The sequence below is a fragment of the Sphingobacterium bambusae genome (assembly GCF_033955345.1).
In the GTDB taxonomy this organism is placed as follows: domain Bacteria; phylum Bacteroidota; class Bacteroidia; order Sphingobacteriales; family Sphingobacteriaceae; genus Sphingobacterium; species Sphingobacterium bambusae.
In genome coordinates this window covers 5058402-5074219 of the sequence record NZ_CP138332.1, presented here as the reverse complement: position 1 = coordinate 5074219, position 15818 = coordinate 5058402, and the positions used below count along the sequence as shown (strand labels likewise).

The 15818-nt window shown below is 45.7% G+C and carries 14 protein-coding genes; 6 read left to right on the top strand and 8 right to left on the bottom strand.

Going from position 1 to position 15818, the window contains the following annotated elements; genetic code table 11:
* Positions 1-80: 80 nt before the first annotated feature.
* Entirely contained in the window at positions 81-2555 is a 2475-nt protein-coding gene (locus SCB77_RS21030; RefSeq protein WP_320183969.1) for a DUF5686 and carboxypeptidase regulatory-like domain-containing protein, read from the top strand.
* Positions 2556-2655: 100 nt separating this feature from the next.
* Here the strand turns inward: SCB77_RS21030 and SCB77_RS21025 are convergent, their stop codons facing one another.
* From SCB77_RS21025 to leuS, 5 genes are all read right to left on the bottom strand, one after another.
* The gene (locus SCB77_RS21025; RefSeq protein WP_320183968.1) at positions 2656-3339 is read right to left on the bottom strand and encodes a head GIN domain-containing protein; all 684 of its coding nucleotides are present in this window, start codon (positions 3337-3339) and stop codon (positions 2656-2658) included.
* Positions 3340-3375: 36 nt separating this feature from the next.
* Entirely contained in the window at positions 3376-3885 is a 510-nt protein-coding gene (locus SCB77_RS21020) for a hypothetical protein (RefSeq protein WP_320183967.1), read from the bottom strand.
* 156 nt (positions 3886-4041) lie between these two features.
* On the bottom strand, positions 4042-4773 hold the full coding sequence (locus SCB77_RS21015) for a DUF3307 domain-containing protein (protein WP_320183966.1): 732 nt from the start codon (positions 4771-4773) through the stop codon (positions 4042-4044).
* A complete protein-coding gene (locus tag SCB77_RS21010) occupies positions 4770-5360 on the bottom strand; it encodes a hypothetical protein (protein WP_320183965.1) in 591 nt (196 codons plus the stop codon). Before SCB77_RS21010 ends, SCB77_RS21015 begins: the two co-directional genes overlap by 4 nt.
* Positions 5361-5608: 248 nt before the next feature.
* The gene (gene leuS, locus SCB77_RS21005) at positions 5609-8392 is read right to left on the bottom strand and encodes a leucine--tRNA ligase (RefSeq protein ID WP_320183964.1); all 2784 of its coding nucleotides are present in this window, start codon (positions 8390-8392) and stop codon (positions 5609-5611) included.
* 213 nt (positions 8393-8605) lie between these two features.
* Between leuS and SCB77_RS21000 the strand changes: the two genes are divergently transcribed.
* The 5 genes from SCB77_RS21000 to SCB77_RS20980 are packed head-to-tail and all read left to right on the top strand — an operon-like array spanning position 8606 to position 12269.
* Complete coding sequence (locus tag SCB77_RS21000) at positions 8606-9484, top strand: cell division protein FtsX (protein WP_320183963.1); 879 nt, start codon at positions 8606-8608, stop codon at positions 9482-9484.
* Positions 9485-9499: 15 nt separating this feature from the next.
* On the top strand, positions 9500-9754 hold the full coding sequence (locus SCB77_RS20995) for a DUF3098 domain-containing protein (RefSeq protein WP_320183962.1): 255 nt from the start codon (positions 9500-9502) through the stop codon (positions 9752-9754).
* Complete coding sequence (locus SCB77_RS20990) at positions 9754-10548, top strand: undecaprenyl-diphosphate phosphatase (RefSeq protein ID WP_320183961.1); 795 nt, start codon at positions 9754-9756, stop codon at positions 10546-10548. Before SCB77_RS20995 ends, SCB77_RS20990 begins: the two co-directional genes overlap by 1 nt.
* A complete protein-coding gene (truB, locus tag SCB77_RS20985; protein WP_320183960.1) occupies positions 10549-11271 on the top strand; it encodes a tRNA pseudouridine(55) synthase TruB in 723 nt (240 codons plus the stop codon).
* A gap of 17 nt (positions 11272-11288) precedes the next feature.
* Positions 11289-12269 (top strand): bifunctional riboflavin kinase/FAD synthetase, encoded by a 981-nt coding sequence (locus SCB77_RS20980; protein ID WP_320183959.1) that lies wholly within the window; start codon positions 11289-11291, stop codon positions 12267-12269.
* A gap of 46 nt (positions 12270-12315) precedes the next feature.
* On the opposite strand, the gene cmk is transcribed toward SCB77_RS20980, so the two are convergent.
* From cmk to topA, 3 genes are read right to left on the bottom strand one after another with little or no spacing between them, the layout of a single operon-like run.
* Positions 12316-12999: a (d)CMP kinase gene (gene cmk, locus SCB77_RS20975; protein ID WP_320183958.1), complete on the bottom strand. Its 684-nt coding sequence runs from the start codon at positions 12997-12999 to the stop codon at positions 12316-12318.
* Positions 12999-13412 (bottom strand): hypothetical protein, encoded by a 414-nt coding sequence (locus SCB77_RS20970; RefSeq protein ID WP_320183957.1) that lies wholly within the window; start codon positions 13410-13412, stop codon positions 12999-13001. The genes cmk and SCB77_RS20970 overlap by 1 nt, the downstream gene beginning before the upstream one ends.
* Positions 13413-13415: 3 nt before the next feature.
* A complete protein-coding gene (gene topA / locus SCB77_RS20965) occupies positions 13416-15818 on the bottom strand; it encodes a type I DNA topoisomerase (protein WP_320183956.1) in 2403 nt (800 codons plus the stop codon).

Below are 15818 nucleotides of genomic sequence, written 5' to 3'. Positions count from 1 at the left end.
GCAAGATTTTAACAAACTTTAATCGTCCCCTTCACTGAAAAACAGTATCTTGGTCTAAAACGCGATTATTTAAATACCTGATGAAGTATACCTTGCTCTTGCTCACGCTGCTCCTTCCCTTTTTTACCAAGGCGCAAATCAGCGGCACCGTGGTCGATCAACAAAACAAACCACTGGCCTCGGTGAGTGTTCTTGTAAAAAACAGTTACTTGGGCACTTCCACAAACAGCAACGGCGAGTTTTCATTCCCGAAGCTACCTCTTGGGACGAAAACCTTGATTTTTAAAAGTTTAGGCTACAAGACAACAGCGAAGATCTTGGAAGCAAATAGCCACAGTACGCCCCTGCATATCATCTTGGAAGAAGACGAGCAAATGCTGGAAGAAGTCGTCGTGACTAACAGCGAAAACCCTGCCTTGCGCATCATTAAGCAAGCTATCCGTCACCGCGAGGCCAACGGCAACGTGATAGACAAGTATCAGGCAGATTTCTACTCGAAAGGAATCATGCGCATGCAGAACATGCCGAAAAAAATGGCAAAGGCTGCATCAGAGAACATCCCGGGCTTAGACTCCACCGGATCGGGCGTCATCTACCTCTCGGAAACGGTTTCCAAAATCAGTTTTCAAAAACCCAACAAACTATACGAAGAGATTACCGCCTCCAAGGTAAGTGGCAACGATCAAGGGTTTAGCTTTAACACCGCCATGGGTGCCAATTTCGACTTCTACAGCAACAGTGTCGATCTCGGTACGGGCATCATATCGCCCATTGCCAACAATGCGCTAAGCTACTACGCGTACAAATTGATCGACACCAGAGAAGAAGATGGGCAACAGGTGTACAAGATACAGGTGAAGCCCAAGCGCGACAAGGAGCCTGCCGTAGATGGCTACATCTACATCGTGGACGAAAGCTGGGCAATCTATGCCGTGGATTTTACGATACCGGGATACCGCACCCAACAGCCTATTTTGGATAGCATCGCCCTGTTGCAACATTATGCTTGGCATACGCAGGACAAGCGATGGACCAAGTCTATGCAGCGCATCAGCTTTAGCTTGGGCTTTTTTGGTATCAAAGCAAACGGAAGCTACTTACAAAACTTTTCCAATTATCGATTTGTGCAAGAATTTCCAAAAGGAACATTTGGTAACACACTGGCAAAAATCAACAGCGGAGCTAACCTGAAAGACTCGCTCTACTGGCAAGAAACACGCCCTATTGAACTCACTCGCGAGGAACGCTTGGATTACGCTTTTAAAGACAGCATACAGGCGGTGCGCAGCAGCGTCGGCTACCTCGATTCTATAGACCGTGTCCGAAATAAGTTTCGTGTGCTATCGCCCATTATGGGCTACACCTATCAAAACTCCTATCGAAACTACAGCATTTCTTATGCTGGTCTATCCAACCTGACGAAATCGAGCTTTAATGCTGTGCAAGGCTTTACCTTTACCGCGGCCATCAATGCCAAGTTTGGAAAAAATGAAACCGGCAGGTTGACCAGTTTGAACAACGATTTTCAATATGCGTTCTCAGAAAAAAAACTACGCTTTTACGCCGACTATCAGCATCGCTTCAATACCAAAAACTATGCGACGCTAGCGCTAGGTTTTGGCAACCAAGCGGTACCGTTTAACGAGGGACAGGGTGTTCTCCCATTAATCAACAATTTCTCTTCCCTGTTTTTTAAGGATAGCTACATACAATTGTATCAACGCGAACAGGTAAAACTAAACTACGCACAAAATGTGAGTATACCCCTGCGCCTGTTCTTATCTGCAGCTTGGGCAAAGCGAAGTCCGCTATACAACCACAGCAATTATTCGTTCCTGCGGAAGGAGGAATTTTATGCAGCAAACAACCCATTGGCTCCCGATGATTATGAAACAGCGCCGTTCAACAATAACAGTGTATTGGAGCTGGGCGCTGCGCTCCGCTGGGCCCTTGGTCAAAAGTCTATCGATCGTCCCGATGCAACGCTGCTGTTGCGCAACAATCGCTACCCTCTGTTTACCCTCGGCTATAACCACAGCATCAATCTAACGGATCGCAGCATGAGCTACCAGCATCTCTATGGAACGGCAAGCCAAACTATTTCCTTTGGTACATTGGGACTATTAAGCGGCCGCATCAATGCGGGGAAATTCTTCCATGCTGAAAACATGCCGTTTACCGACTATAAGCACTTTGCGGGCAACCAAACGCATGTAGGCACCAGCGCCGTGTACGACAACAATTTTCTGTTGCTGCCCTATTACAGCCACAGCAGCAATAAGGCTTATGTACAGCTTCATGCAGAGCAGGACTTTAAAGGGTATTTCTTTAATAAAATACCCTTACTCGATGCCTTGCAGTGGGGACTTATCGCCGGCTACCACCAGCTGGCGACGGAAGAGCGCAAACCCTATCATGAATTCAGCCTCGGCATCGATAATATCGGCTGGGGAAAATATCGCTTGTTCCGCGTGGACTACGTGCGGTCTTTGCAAGCAGGACAACAGGCTGCAGGTGTTGTAGTAGGCATCAAATTATTAAACATATTAAATTAAGGCTACCGGCGTAAATCTCAAAAAAGCTGGATAAGCACCCGATAAAAAAAGAGCGGTACACATGACAATGCACCGCTCTTTTTTATGCTTTACATCGCTATTATTTATCGTTTAAAAACGTAATCTTGCCGCCTGCCAAACGCTTCTGTTTCTTTTCTGCAGGATTACCGTAGATATTGATTGCCCCACCTGCGCGCGTCTGCACATCCGCGGATACGCTGGCACGGATATCACACACGCCGCCACCATTTATGCGCGCAAGAGCCTTGTTACTCGTAAGCTTCTCGCCATAATAGCTTCCGCCAAAAGTTAAGATAGCCTCTTGCGTATCGGTTTCGCCACGCAGTGTCACTGCAGATCCCGTGGTGCTATACACTTCTACGCGCTTAGCGTTCACGGCCAAGTCAAGCTTTCCGCCTTCATTGGCCCACACCAATATGGAGTCTGCCGCCAATGTACCGTCCTCCGTCTGCAAAATAGCGCCTTTTTGGATTGTGAAGCTATATGGAGCCTTGCTGTACACCTTCACGAAAGTATTAATGCCTTTCAGCGGATAGCCAGATGCCATTTTGATGCGTAGCACCCGTCCTTGTTGCGTCACTTCTACTTTATCCGAAAGCTCGCCTTCTATAGAAACATAGTTTTCGTCGCTCGGGATCAGCACAACATTCAATTTATCGGTGGCATGCAGCTCCGGCAGCGCTCCGATGTCCAGCTTCGTTTGGGCAGTAGCGAAAGCCATGCTACCCGCACATGCCAGTATAAAAAAATACAGTTTACTCATATACTATTATCAACGCACAAATCTACACAAAGATTGTTAGCGACCCAACAAAGCTAACTCCTGTTCGGAATACATCTTCGCTCCTTTGAGATAGGTGTATATAATTTGCTTGGCCTCCCTATCATTGATTTTGTAGAGATTGTTCATCAAGAAGTCTTTATCCTCCTCGATATTATCGCGATAACCTAAGTAGGATGGCGTGTAAAACTGAATCAGTAAACGGATATAACGAAGTTCTACATTACTGGGATTAGCGGCAATTTCCTTATCGAGTCTCTTTTTACCATCTTTAAAATAGCTCATCTTCTTCAAAGGGTTACCGCTATGTTTAGCCATAAACATATGGTATGCAGCCTCATAACCGCGTTCCACAGGAGAATCGGCATGTTTCTCCAGGGCTTCAAGATGTCGTTTACATTTATCTTCATCTTTATGCCCTACCTTAAAATCTTTTCGTATCTCGGTGATGCGTAGGTTTTGTGCTACCGATAGGCCTGTCAAAAGTATGACCTGCAGAATCGTGATATACAAGCATTTTCTCATCATAAGCTCACGCTTTGGTTATTTATGATGAAAAATACAAAAAACAAGCCAACTTCAACGATTTAATTACGCGATAAAATGCGTATTATACCTATTCCTTTGCGAAATACCCCTATCGGCGTACTTGAAAATGACAGATTGTAACATCCTCACGCTAATTTAGGCCAAATATTTCAGACCGAATTTTAGCGCGTAGCCAATAACAATCCCCAAAACGAAACTTGCAAACGTCCCGACAAGAATATATTCCGTGAATTTAGCATCCTTGGCGTTAGTGAGATCGCCAAAGCGGAAAATAGACTTCGCCCCCAGTAAGAAGCCTATGCCCGACAGGAAACCCAGCTGTATAAATAAAACGATCAGCAAGCGCTCCATGATACCGATCAGTAGACCGGCATCGGCCAACGAACCTTGCGGCTTGGTTTTGAAGTCGCTTTCGGTATCCCAGCGACTGAAAAATACACGCAGAGCAATGGGGCTAACAAAGCAGATCAATAAGATAGCCAACACATAGCAAATTGTTTTCGCCGCATACAGTTGTTCAACCCAGGCTTCGGGCATTCCGTAAACAAAAACCACCGCCAATAGGAGGCTTAGCACATGCAAGGTCTGGTCTACTACAAACACCTGAAAGGGCTTCAGTGGCCATTTGCGCTCCATATAGATCTTTAAGCTATCGATCAAAAGGTGCGTTGCCGACACCAGCACAACGATAGGCCATTTTTCCGATAGTTCAGGGAGAAACAACAAGCCCAACAGAACGATGTGCACGGCAACATGAAAGAATAGATAACGCACATGCTCCTTGCGTTTATCCACCCAATTGCTTGGCTGTAATACAAAATCACCTATAAGATGGGCAAGCAAAAGCTTAAGAAAAAGTAGACTCATAGTTTTAACAACTGTTGTGTACAATAAGACAAGGCATGTTGCATTTTCGAGAAGCCCGCCTTTTGCAGGGCGGTGCTCACCTGGCTTTGGTATTTTTTGTGCAGTATCTTCGCCAATTCCACTTGATTTGCGCCGTCATGCTGGAGCGCTACCTTAACGGTTTCGGCAATATTGGGTGTCCAACGAAGGCATAGTTCACTTAGCAGCGGCAAAATAGTATTGCACAAGGCATTAAACTCTGCATTGGCAGACTTGAGGTACAGCGTATCTTTCTTCAGCTCATCAAAAGCTTCGCCCGAATAGACCAAGGCCGAGCCGAACGTTGTTTTGATATGAGGCGAGTTATGGTCTTTCTCGCCGATGCCAATCCCCAAGCGCACATCTAATCCGGCCTCAATCATCGCCGCTTTAATATAGAAGGCGGCGGTGAAGGCCTGCTCCAAAGACACCTCCATCTGAAAACTATCGCCCCGAAAAACATCATAGGTTTTGGCATATACCGCTATCGCTTTCTCCAAAATGGGAAGCCATATTTCGGGTTGCGCACTTCGCGATCTTACAATATCTCCTGTTATTACAGCAATCATAGTTATTTACGTTTCATCCCTACCGGATACCGTTGAGTAAATATCATCATATACAATGATAAATCAAAATATCTTCGATTTCAATGATAAATTAAAATATCTTCGATTTCGATGATAATTAAAAATATCTTCAAAATCGAAGATAATAGCTTACTGGTTTTCCAGCATATCTGCATAAAAGAAAAGGTGAGCCGCATCGCTGTGGCTCACCTTTTCGCTATTATGACAGATCAAAGTCGTGTAGCTATCTACACCACAACGTTGATGATCTTCCCTTTTACAAAAATAATCTTCTTCACCGCTTTGCCGTCCAAAAACCGTTGCACATCGGCATGCGCGAGAACAATCTCCTCCACCGCCTTCGCATCGAGGTCTAGCGCCAGCGGCAAGTTCAACTTCATTTTGCCATTGATGGAAACCGGATAGGCAAATTCCGACTCGACCAAATAAGCCGGCTGAAACTGCGGATAGGATGCATAGGAAAGCGTACCGGCAGCATTGCCCAACAAGGACCAAAGTTCCTCCGTGATATGCGGCGCATAAGGCTGCAATACCACAACAAGATCCTGAAGAATAGCGCGCTTATTACATTTAAGATCGGTCAATTCATTTACACAGATCATAAAAGCAGATACCGAGGTATTGAACGAGAAACGCTCAATATCTTCCTCCACTTTCTTAATGATCTTATGCAAAGCCTTAAACTCCGCTTTTGTAGGCTCTTCGTCAGACACGGCAAAGGTTCCTTCCGCATCATGAAACAAACGCCATACCTTACGCAAGAATTTATATACACCTTCTATACCATTGGTATTCCAAGGTTTAGATTGCTCTAGCGGCCCAAGAAACATCTCGTACAGACGCAAGGTATCTGCGCCATAGGTAGAGATGATATCATCGGGGTTGACCACATTAAATTTCGACTTGGACATCTTCTCCACTTCCGTTCCGCACACATACTTATCGTTCTCCAAAATAAACGTAGCGTCTGCAAAATCGGGGCGGAAAGACTTAAATTTTTCGGTATCCAACACATCGTTGTACACGATATTGACATCGACGTGAAGCGGAATGGTATTGTACTGATCCTTCAATCCATAAGACACAAAGGTATTGGTTCCCTTTCCTTCCGCATCCAACAGGCGGTACACAAAGTTAGAACGACCTTGGATCATCCCTTGGTTGATCAACTTTTTGAAAGGCTCCTCTTCCTTGTGGAAGCCTAAATCTTTCAGCACTTTGTTCCAAAAGCGGGAATACAGCAAGTGCCCCGTAGCATGCTCAGAACCACCAATATATAAATCTACTGATTTCCAATAATCAACCGCTTCTTTGGCAGCAAAGGAATCTGCATTTTGCGGATCCATATACCGAAACCAATACCAAGAAGATCCGGCCCAACCCGGCATGGTACTCAACTCGTATTCATATTGATCTTGGTACTTCCAATTTTCGGCCCTGCCCAGTGGCGGCTCGCCCGTTTCTGTAGGCAAGTATTTATCGACCTCTGGTAGCAACAAAGGGAGCTCCTCTTCTTTCAACAAGTAAGGCAAGCCATTCTTGAAGTAAACCGGAACAGGCTCGCCCCAGTAGCGTTGACGTCCGAAAATAGCATCGCGCATACGGAAATTCACCTTAGCCTTACCCAATTTTAAATCGACCAAACGATCGATCAAGGCAGGCACGGCTTCCTTATACGTCATTCCGTTGACGAAGTCTGAATTGATATAGCGTCCATCCTTATTGGGATCGGCAGCCTCTTCAATATTTTGGGAATCCGAAATCGGGATGATCGGCAAATCGAAATGCTTCGCAAAAACATAATCGCGCTGGTCGCCCGAAGGTACAGCCATCACCGCCCCGGTTCCATATCCTGCCAGCACATAGTCAGCAATCCAGATCTGCACGTCTTCGCCCGTCAACGGATGCTTGGCAAAAGCCCCCGTAAAGGCACCGGATACCGTTTTGGTATCGGCCATACGATCGAGCTCCGATTTTTTGGAGGTCTTATCTTTATACGCCTCAACGGCTGCCCGTTGCGTATCTGTTGTTAACGTATCCACCAACTCGTGCTCGGGTGCTAACACCACAAAGGAAACACCATAAATGGTATCCACACGTGTCGTAAACACTTCAATATCTGTAGCGGCCTGCGGCACCGGAAATTTCACAGATGCCCCCACCGATTTGCCGATCCAGTTACGCTGCATCTCGACAAGTGGCTCCGGCCAATCGATCGTATCCAAACCACGAAGTAAGCGATCTGCATAGGCCGTGATGCGCATAGACCACTGCATCATTTTCTTTTGTTCCACCGGGTATCCACCACGCTCGGAAACGCCGTTTATCACCTCGTCATTGGCCAGTACGGTACCTAGCGCAGCACACCAGTTCACGGTGCTTTCACGAAGATAGGCCAAGCGATATTTTAACAGCTCTTGCTGTTGCTCCTCTTCTGTAAAACCCTTCCACTCATCCGCCGTAAATGTTGATACATCTTCGTCTGCGACAGCTTGCAGCCCTGCAGATCCATTCGCTTCAAAATATTGAATCAAAGAATCCAAAGATTCCGCTTTATCGGTCGCTTTGTTGTACCAAGCATTGAACAGCTGCATAAAGATCCATTGCGTCCATTTGTAGTAGCTGGCATCAGAGGTACGCACCTCGCGCGACCAATCATACGAAAAACCGATATTGTCGAGCTGTTCGCGGTAGCGGTTGATGTTGACCTCGGTGGTGATGGCCGGATGTTGGCCCGTTTGGATGGCATACTGCTCTGCAGGCAAACCAAAGGAGTCGTAACCCATAGGATGCAGTACATTAAACCCTTTCAATCGTTTATATCTAGAAAATATATCGGAAGCAATATAGCCCAGCGGATGCCCTACGTGCAACCCTGCTCCCGAAGGATAGGGAAACATATCCAACACATAATACTTGGGTTTCTCGGTAGACGGCGATGGTTTAAATGTGCCATGCTGCGCCCAAAATTGTTGCCACTTCTTTTCTAAAGATTGATGATTATATTCCATTTTGACCTCGTGTACTTATTCTCAAATAGACGCGAAAATAGCTATTTTGCGCCATAATAGACATAAAAGTTTCATATTAAACAATAAATTTCGGATATTGGGTGTTAAATCAATAGCGAAGACTGTAACAACGTACGCAAGATATTACAGCAAAGTATTCCTTAAATGCGCATAATTAGTTACTTTCGCATCAAAATACATTAAAAACAGTATATGTCGACTCACGAAGAAGGTTCATCGAGAAAGAAAACGAAGTCAGTTTACGTCTCTACGGTTATCAGTATCGCACTGGTTTTACTGATGACAGGGTTACTGGGTTTGATACTAGTACACGCTAAAAATCTCTCCAAATACGTTAAGGAAAATATCGTACTCAACATTATCGTCAATGATAATGTCAATGAAGGCGATGTTTTGGCCATGCAGAAAGACATCGAAAAAGATCCGTATGTGCTACGCACCGAATACATCAGCAAGGAGCTGGCGGCCAAAAACCTAAAAGAGGATTTGGGTGAGGATTTTGTCGAATACCTTGGACACAATCCCCTATTACCCTCTATTGACGTATATCTTAAAGAGCAATATGCCAACACCGATAGCATACAGACATTTATACAGAAAGCTTCTAAAAACAGCCGTGTAAAAGAGGTGGTTTTTCAGGAATCCCTTATTGACATGGTCAACAAGAATATTCGCATCATCGGTATGGTGGTCTTAGCCTTCACCGTGGTGTTGCTTATTATTGCTGTGGCGCTAATCAACAACACAATCCGCTTGGCCATATACTCGCAACGATTCTTGATCAAAAGTATGCAACTGATTGGAGCTACAAAAAACTTTATCCGGAAGCCTTACCTTTTTTATGGCATCTTCCATGGTTTGTTGGGCGCCTTGATTGCTATTCTATTGCTTATTTTCACCCTTCAATTTGCGCAGAAACAAATTCCTGATCTCGTTTTCCTACGCGATTGGTACGAGTTTGGCGCTATTTTCTTGATTGTGGTGGCACTGGGCATTCTCATATCGGGGTTCAGCACATACTTTGCCGTCACAAAATACCTTAAAGCTAAATCACACAGTTTATACCGTTAATTATCTGCAACACACATGTCGGAAAAAAAATTCAAGACTACATCTTCAAACAGCCATGCCAAGGCAGGCTTTGCTTTTGAAAAGATAAACTATCAATTGTTAATCGCGAGCATCGTGGTCGTTTTGATCGGTTTTATATTGATGATGGGTACCGAAGATATCTACAGCTTCACCAAGATCACCCTTGCGCCCTTGGTTGTCGTGTTAGGCTTCGCACTAGGCTTTGTTTCCATATTGTATAAACCGAAAAGCAAAAACGCGCAAGACTAATGACCTATTTCCAAGCTATTGTTTTAGCCATTATCGAAGGATTAACGGAGTTTTTACCTGTATCATCCACCGGGCATATGATTATCGGTACTGCGTTAATGGGCATGGAGCCGTCAGCCTTTGTGAAGCTCTTCACGATCGTTATCCAACTAGGCACTATCCTTTCCGTACTGGTGCTCTATTTCAAACGTTTCTTCAGATCCCTTAATTTCTACTACAAGCTTGTTGTAGCGGCCATTCCAGCGTCTATACTGGGTTTGTTGTTGAGTGATTTTATTGATTCGCTGTTGGAAAGCCCACTGATGGTAGCGGTGATGTTGGTAATAGGTGGTGTGGTGTTGTTATTTGTCGACAAATGGTTCAATAAGCCTGCCATAGACAATTCCGATGAAATTTCTTACAAGCAGGCTTTTATTATTGGCGTATACCAGTGTTTGGCGCTGATTCCCGGCACCTCGCGCTCGGCTAGTACCATCGTTGGTGCCATGACGCAAAGCCTCACACGGAAAGCGGCAGCAGAGTTTTCTTTCTTCTTGGCCATTCCGATGATGCTTGGTGCATCGATTGTTAAACTATACAAGTTCTTAAAAGAAGGGCATACCTTTACCGGTGAGGAAATCAATCTGCTTATCGTTGGCAACATCGTGGGCTTTGTTGTCGCCATTGTTGCGATTAAAACCTTTATCAATATATTGACAAAATATGGGTTCAAAGCTTTTGGCTGGTATAGGATTATTGTGGGAGTAGTGATTATTGTGTTAATATGGAGTGGGCATAGCCTACAGATAATATAAATGACAAAAAGTGAAGAAACCAGCCTTCCTGCATTCCAATTTGCGGAGGGCGAGGTACTGTTGGTAGATAAACCACTAACGTGGACCAGCTTCGATGTTGTAGGCAAGTTGCGCAACAGCATGAAGCCGTTAAAAATTAAAGTGGGCCATGCCGGCACATTGGATCCCCTAGCGACCGGCCTACTCATCATCTGCACGGGTAAGTTTACCAAGCGCATAGATTCTTTTCAGGCAGAAGATAAGGAGTATACCGGCATCATTAACCTGAGTGGCTCCACGCCTTCCTACGATCTCGAGACGGAGATTGACCAAGCCTTTGACTATAGCCAGCTACGGGAACAGGATATACTGGATGCTACGCAACAGTTTATTGGTGACGTTACCCAGGTTCCTCCCGCACATTCGGCCATCAAAATCAACGGCGAGCGCGTGTACGAAAAGGCACGACGTGGTGAGGAAGTCGAGTTGAAGGTCAGACATATTCGCATCAGCGATTTCGTAATCGAAAAAATTGACCTTCCCGAAGTTCATTTCCGGATCACCTGTTCCAAAGGTACCTACATCCGATCCATCGCCCACGACTTTGGAAAAGCATTGGGTATCGGTGGGCATCTCAGCGAGTTGCGCCGCACAAAAAGTGGCAATTTTGATGTAAAAGATGCTTGGGACTTGCAAGATTTAATCGAAAAGATTAAATTACAAAAGACCACTAATCAAGAATAAATAATCCTAGATAAGGAATGAAGATATATAGAAGCCTAGATGAGTTCGAAACCTTGTCCAATGCTGTAGTGACAATCGGCACATTTGACGGTGTGCACATAGGCCACCAAAAGATTCTGTCCAAGTTAAAGGAATGTGCGAGTGAGCATGGCGGAGAAACGGTGCTATTAACCTTTTTCCCGCATCCACGTCTGATTATCAACCCGAATGACGATAACCTAAGGTTGATCAACGATATCGAAGAAAAGTCGCATCGATTGGCGCTATCGGGCATTGATCACCTCATCATCACGCCATTTACGCGTGACTTCTCCAATCAATCGCCGGAAGAGTATATCAGCAATGTACTTGTGGGTAAACTGGGCACCAAACAAATCGTCATTGGCTATGATCACCATTTTGGTAAAGATCGTGCAGGCACTATCAAAGATCTCAAGCATTTTGCCGAGATCTACGACTATGCTGTCGATCAAATTCCCGAGCAGGATATCGAAGATGTTGCTGTTTCATCCACTAGGATTCGCGAGTCGCTCATCAAAGGCGATATTGAAACGGCCAACAAATACCTAGGTTATCCATTTGAGCTCACTGGAACGGTGGTACGTGGTGATCAGATCGGACGCGAGATAGGTTTCCCTACGGCGAACCTGAACGTGCACGAAGCACATAAACTGATACCCGCCTATGGCATCTATGCGGTGGAAGCAGAGATCTATCCCAATGTTCCGTTTATACAGACGGGAGACTATATTGACCCCGCTCCTGAACGCGTAGCCAAAGGCATGGCCTATATTGGCACACGTCCTACAGTAGACGGCATGAACCGCAAGATTGAAATCAACCTATTGGATTTCAAAGATGATATCTACAGCAAAACGCTACGCGTGAAATTCTTAAAGTTCATCCGTCACGATCAATGGTTTGAGTCGTTAGAAGCCATGCGTGAACAGATTAAAGAAGACGAGAAAAATATCAGGAGTTACTTCGACGGACAATAACCGAAGCTAGTGCAGAGAAGATATCACATAAAAAACGATCGATAAATTATCGATCGTTTTTTATGTGTTCATATTGTTCCATCACAATGCGCAGTTGCTCTGCTTGATCGATGCTTGAGTTGTCGAGCACAAAGGCATCCGCTGCTTGCCGTAAAGGACTTTCTTCGCGGGTGCTATCAATATGGTCGCGATGCGAAAGATTCTCCACGACCTCTTCCATGGTCACCGTCTCCCCTTTTGCGGCGAGCTCCGCAAACCTACGTTCTGCACGCACACGAGGATCGGCCGTCATGAAGATCTTGAGATCTGCATCCGGGAATACGGTCGTACCGATATCTCTACCATCCATCACGATATTCCTACGTTTGCCCAGCTTTTGCTGTTGGGCAACCATGGCATGCCGAACGGCCTTGATGGCACTCACCTCGCTCACCAGGTCGGATACATGCATCATGCGAATTTCGTCGGATACATCTTCCTCGTTCAATAGTATCTGTGTTTTCTCCGCATTGGGGACAAAGTCGATATGTATATTTTCCAAGGCAGCCACTACCGCCGCTTCATCGGTCATATCGATACCCTGCCGTATAAAGTATAAGGTCACCGCCCGATACATGGCGCCGCTATCGATAAACACAAAATGCAGCTTCTTAGCCAGCGCCTTCGCCACCGTGCTTTTTCCACAGGATGAAAAACCATCAATGGCGATAATAAAATTCTTTCTAGACATTAGCGGGTACCTCCTATTAAAATACCAGCTTTATTCACCAAAGGGATCTTCACCAAATTTTCATCAACAATGCTTTCGGGCAAAAAGATATATTTCTTATCGTAAATCGTATTATCGATATAATAGCTCAGCCAATATTCATTGGTCAATCCAAAAACCTGCGTATCGATAGCTTCGACCTTCACGGCAGACAAGGCATCTACATCGCCTATGAAATGTCGAAGGCTGCTGGTCTTCACCTCGCGTCCATCCTTCTGTCCATAGCCCTTAGAGGACACCAGCACATTGTTGATGGCCGTTTCCTTTTCGTTGATCAAGTACACATTCCAAACCTTCTCGGATGGGCTCTCCCGTTCCAAGACGATCGCAATGGATATGTCTTCTACAATATTATCGGGCAAATCCTTCTTCATAGTCTACTTCTTTGCCTTTGTCGTTGTCTTCTTAGCCGTCGTCTTTTTTGTGGTAGCCTTCTTGGTCGTCGCTTTTGCGCCAGCCTTCTTCGCCGCCGCCGCTTTTCCCTTCGGATCGGCATCCGCCCATTTCAACACGTCTTCGTAAGTGATCTTATCCACGTCCGTTCCTTTCGGAATCTTGACGTTTTGCTTACCCAATCGGATAAAAGGTCCCCAACGGCCGTTTTCGATCTGCGCCTCGGCGTTTTCTTCAAATACCCGAATGACCTTTTCAATATCTTTTTGGCGTTTCTCTTTAATAATCTGGATCGCCTCGTCTTCAGAAACCTCCATAGGATCTACTCCTTTTGGCAAAGAGTAGAACGCACTTGCATGGCGGATGTACGGACCAAAGCGGCCAATAGCAACCGTCATCTCCTTCTCTTCAAACTCACCCACTTTTTTAGGCAGCTTAAATAGATCCATCGCCTCTTCGAAGCTGATGGTTTCGATCATCTGTCCTTTTCGCAGGGATGCAAAGCGCGGTTTCTCCTCGTCGTCGGCAGCGCCAATCTGCACCAAGGGACCAAAACGGCCCACGCGCACGGTTACCGGCTTACCAGATGCAGGATCTACGCCCAATTCACGTTCGTGGCTTGCGCGATCAGCATTTTCTAAGGTATCTTGGATACCGTGGTGGAAAGGTCCGTAGAAATCCTTCAGCATCGCTGTCCACTCCTTATCACCTTGGGCGATCTCATCAAACTCTTTCTCTACTTTTGCCGTAAAATGGTAATCAATGATATCGTTAAAATGCTCTACCAAGAAATCGTTGACCAACACGCCAATATCGGTAGGAAACATCTTAGAACGCTCGGCGCCCGTCGTTTCCGTTTTCAGCTCTTCCAGCACCTGCTGCTCGCTGATGGTCAATACCGTATAATGGCGCTCCCGGCCATCACGATCTTCTTTCACCACATAACCGCGGTTTTGAATGGTCGATATGGTCGGTGCGTAGGTCGACGGACGTCCTATACCCAGCTCTTCCAACTTCTTCACTAATGAAGCCTCCGTATAACGGGCGGGTGGACGCGAGAAGCGCTGCGTTGCATTCATCGCTTTAAGCGATAGTGCCTGTCCTTTTTCCAAAGGAGGAAGCAAGGCGTTATCACCTTCCTGATCTTGCGTGTTCTCCGAATCATCATCTGAAGATTCCATATACACTTTCAGGAAGCCATCAAATTTCATAATCTCGCCGGTAGCCACTAGATCTTCCGAACGGGTGGACACATCGATCTTCGCGGTAGTTTTCTCAAACTCCGCCTCACTCATCTGCGATGCGATAGCACGCTTCCAGATAAGCTCGTACAAACGGCGCTCGGCATTATCGCCATCGATGCTATGTTCTGAAAAATAAGTCGGGCGGATGGCTTCGTGAGCCTCTTGTGCGCCGGCAGATTTCGTTTTATAGCGGCGTAGCTTGTGGTATTTTTCGCCATAAGCATTTACAATCTCCTGCTCTGCGGCGTTGATAGCCGTGTCGCTCAAGTTAACGGAGTCCGTACGCATATAGGTGATGCGACCGGCTTCATACAAACGTTGCGCAACCTGCATCGTGCGTGCTACCGAGAAGCCCAGCTTTCTGCTGGCCTCCTGCTGCAAAGTAGAGGTGGTAAACGGTGCCGATGGCGAACGCTTAGCCGGTTTTTTCTCCAGCGATGCGATAGAAAAGGATGCTTGTATACAGTCATTCAAGAATTGCGCTGCATCTTCTTTACGCTCGAAGCGATGAGGAAGCTCGGCTTTAAACTGCTCGCGCCCCTTACCTGTGGTAAATTGGGCTACGATTTTATAGGAAGCTTCTGCTTCGAACCTATTGATCTCGCGCTCGCGCTCTACGATAAGGCGCACAGCTACAGACTGTACACGTCCTGCAGATAAAGATGGTTTCACCTTTTTCCACAACACGGGCGACAGCTCAAAGCCTACCAAGCGATCCAGCACACGGCGCGCCTGCTGAGCGTTAACCAGGTTAAAATCAATTTTTCGAGGTTTCTCAATTGCACTTAAGATGGCAGGCTTAGTGATTTCATGAAACACAATACGCTTTGTCTTATCATCTTTCAAGGCCAAGGTTTCGTACAAATGCCAAGAAATAGCTTCCCCCTCGCGGTCCTCATCGGATGCTAGCCAAACCATCTCTGCCTCTTTCGCTAACTTCTTTAACTCACTGACTACCGACTTTTTATCGGAGGGAACCTCATATTTTTGTTTAAAATTATCTTCGGTATCAATAGCGTCATCCGTTTTCACTAAATCGCGGATATGACCATAACTGGACTTCACTAAAAAATCCTTTCCTAGGTATCCTTCTATCGTTTTGGCCTTTGCCGGTGACTCTACTATCAATAAATTTTTTGCCAT

What these genes read in the sequence shown, in the direction of transcription:
- truB (WP_320183960.1), top strand. Translation starts at nt 10,549, where the DNA reads ATGACAAAAAGTGAAGAAACCAGCCTTCCTGCATTCCAATTTGCGGAG.
- SCB77_RS21015 (WP_320183966.1), bottom strand. Translation starts at nt 4,773, where the DNA reads ATGAGTCTACTTTTTCTTAAGCTTTTGCTTGCCCATCTTATAGGTGAT.
- SCB77_RS21025 (WP_320183968.1), bottom strand. Translation starts at nt 3,339, where the DNA reads ATGAGTAAACTGTATTTTTTTATACTGGCATGTGCGGGTAGCATGGCT.
- SCB77_RS21000 (WP_320183963.1), top strand. Translation starts at nt 8,606, where the DNA reads ATGTCGACTCACGAAGAAGGTTCATCGAGAAAGAAAACGAAGTCAGTT.
- cmk (WP_320183958.1), bottom strand. Translation starts at nt 12,999, where the DNA reads ATGTCTAGAAAGAATTTTATTATCGCCATTGATGGTTTTTCATCCTGT.
- SCB77_RS20990 (WP_320183961.1), top strand. Translation starts at nt 9,754, where the DNA reads ATGACCTATTTCCAAGCTATTGTTTTAGCCATTATCGAAGGATTAACG.
- SCB77_RS20970 (WP_320183957.1), bottom strand. Translation starts at nt 13,412, where the DNA reads ATGAAGAAGGATTTGCCCGATAATATTGTAGAAGACATATCCATTGCG.
- SCB77_RS20995 (WP_320183962.1), top strand. Translation starts at nt 9,500, where the DNA reads ATGTCGGAAAAAAAATTCAAGACTACATCTTCAAACAGCCATGCCAAG.
- SCB77_RS20980 (WP_320183959.1), top strand. Translation starts at nt 11,289, where the DNA reads ATGAAGATATATAGAAGCCTAGATGAGTTCGAAACCTTGTCCAATGCT.
- topA (WP_320183956.1), bottom strand. Translation starts at nt 15,818, where the DNA reads ATGGCAAAAAATTTATTGATAGTAGAGTCACCGGCAAAGGCCAAAACG.
- SCB77_RS21030 (WP_320183969.1), top strand. Translation starts at nt 81, where the DNA reads ATGAAGTATACCTTGCTCTTGCTCACGCTGCTCCTTCCCTTTTTTACC.
- leuS (WP_320183964.1), bottom strand. Translation starts at nt 8,392, where the DNA reads ATGGAATATAATCATCAATCTTTAGAAAAGAAGTGGCAACAATTTTGG.
- SCB77_RS21020 (WP_320183967.1), bottom strand. Translation starts at nt 3,885, where the DNA reads ATGATGAGAAAATGCTTGTATATCACGATTCTGCAGGTCATACTTTTG.
- SCB77_RS21010 (WP_320183965.1), bottom strand. Translation starts at nt 5,360, where the DNA reads ATGATTGCTGTAATAACAGGAGATATTGTAAGATCGCGAAGTGCGCAA.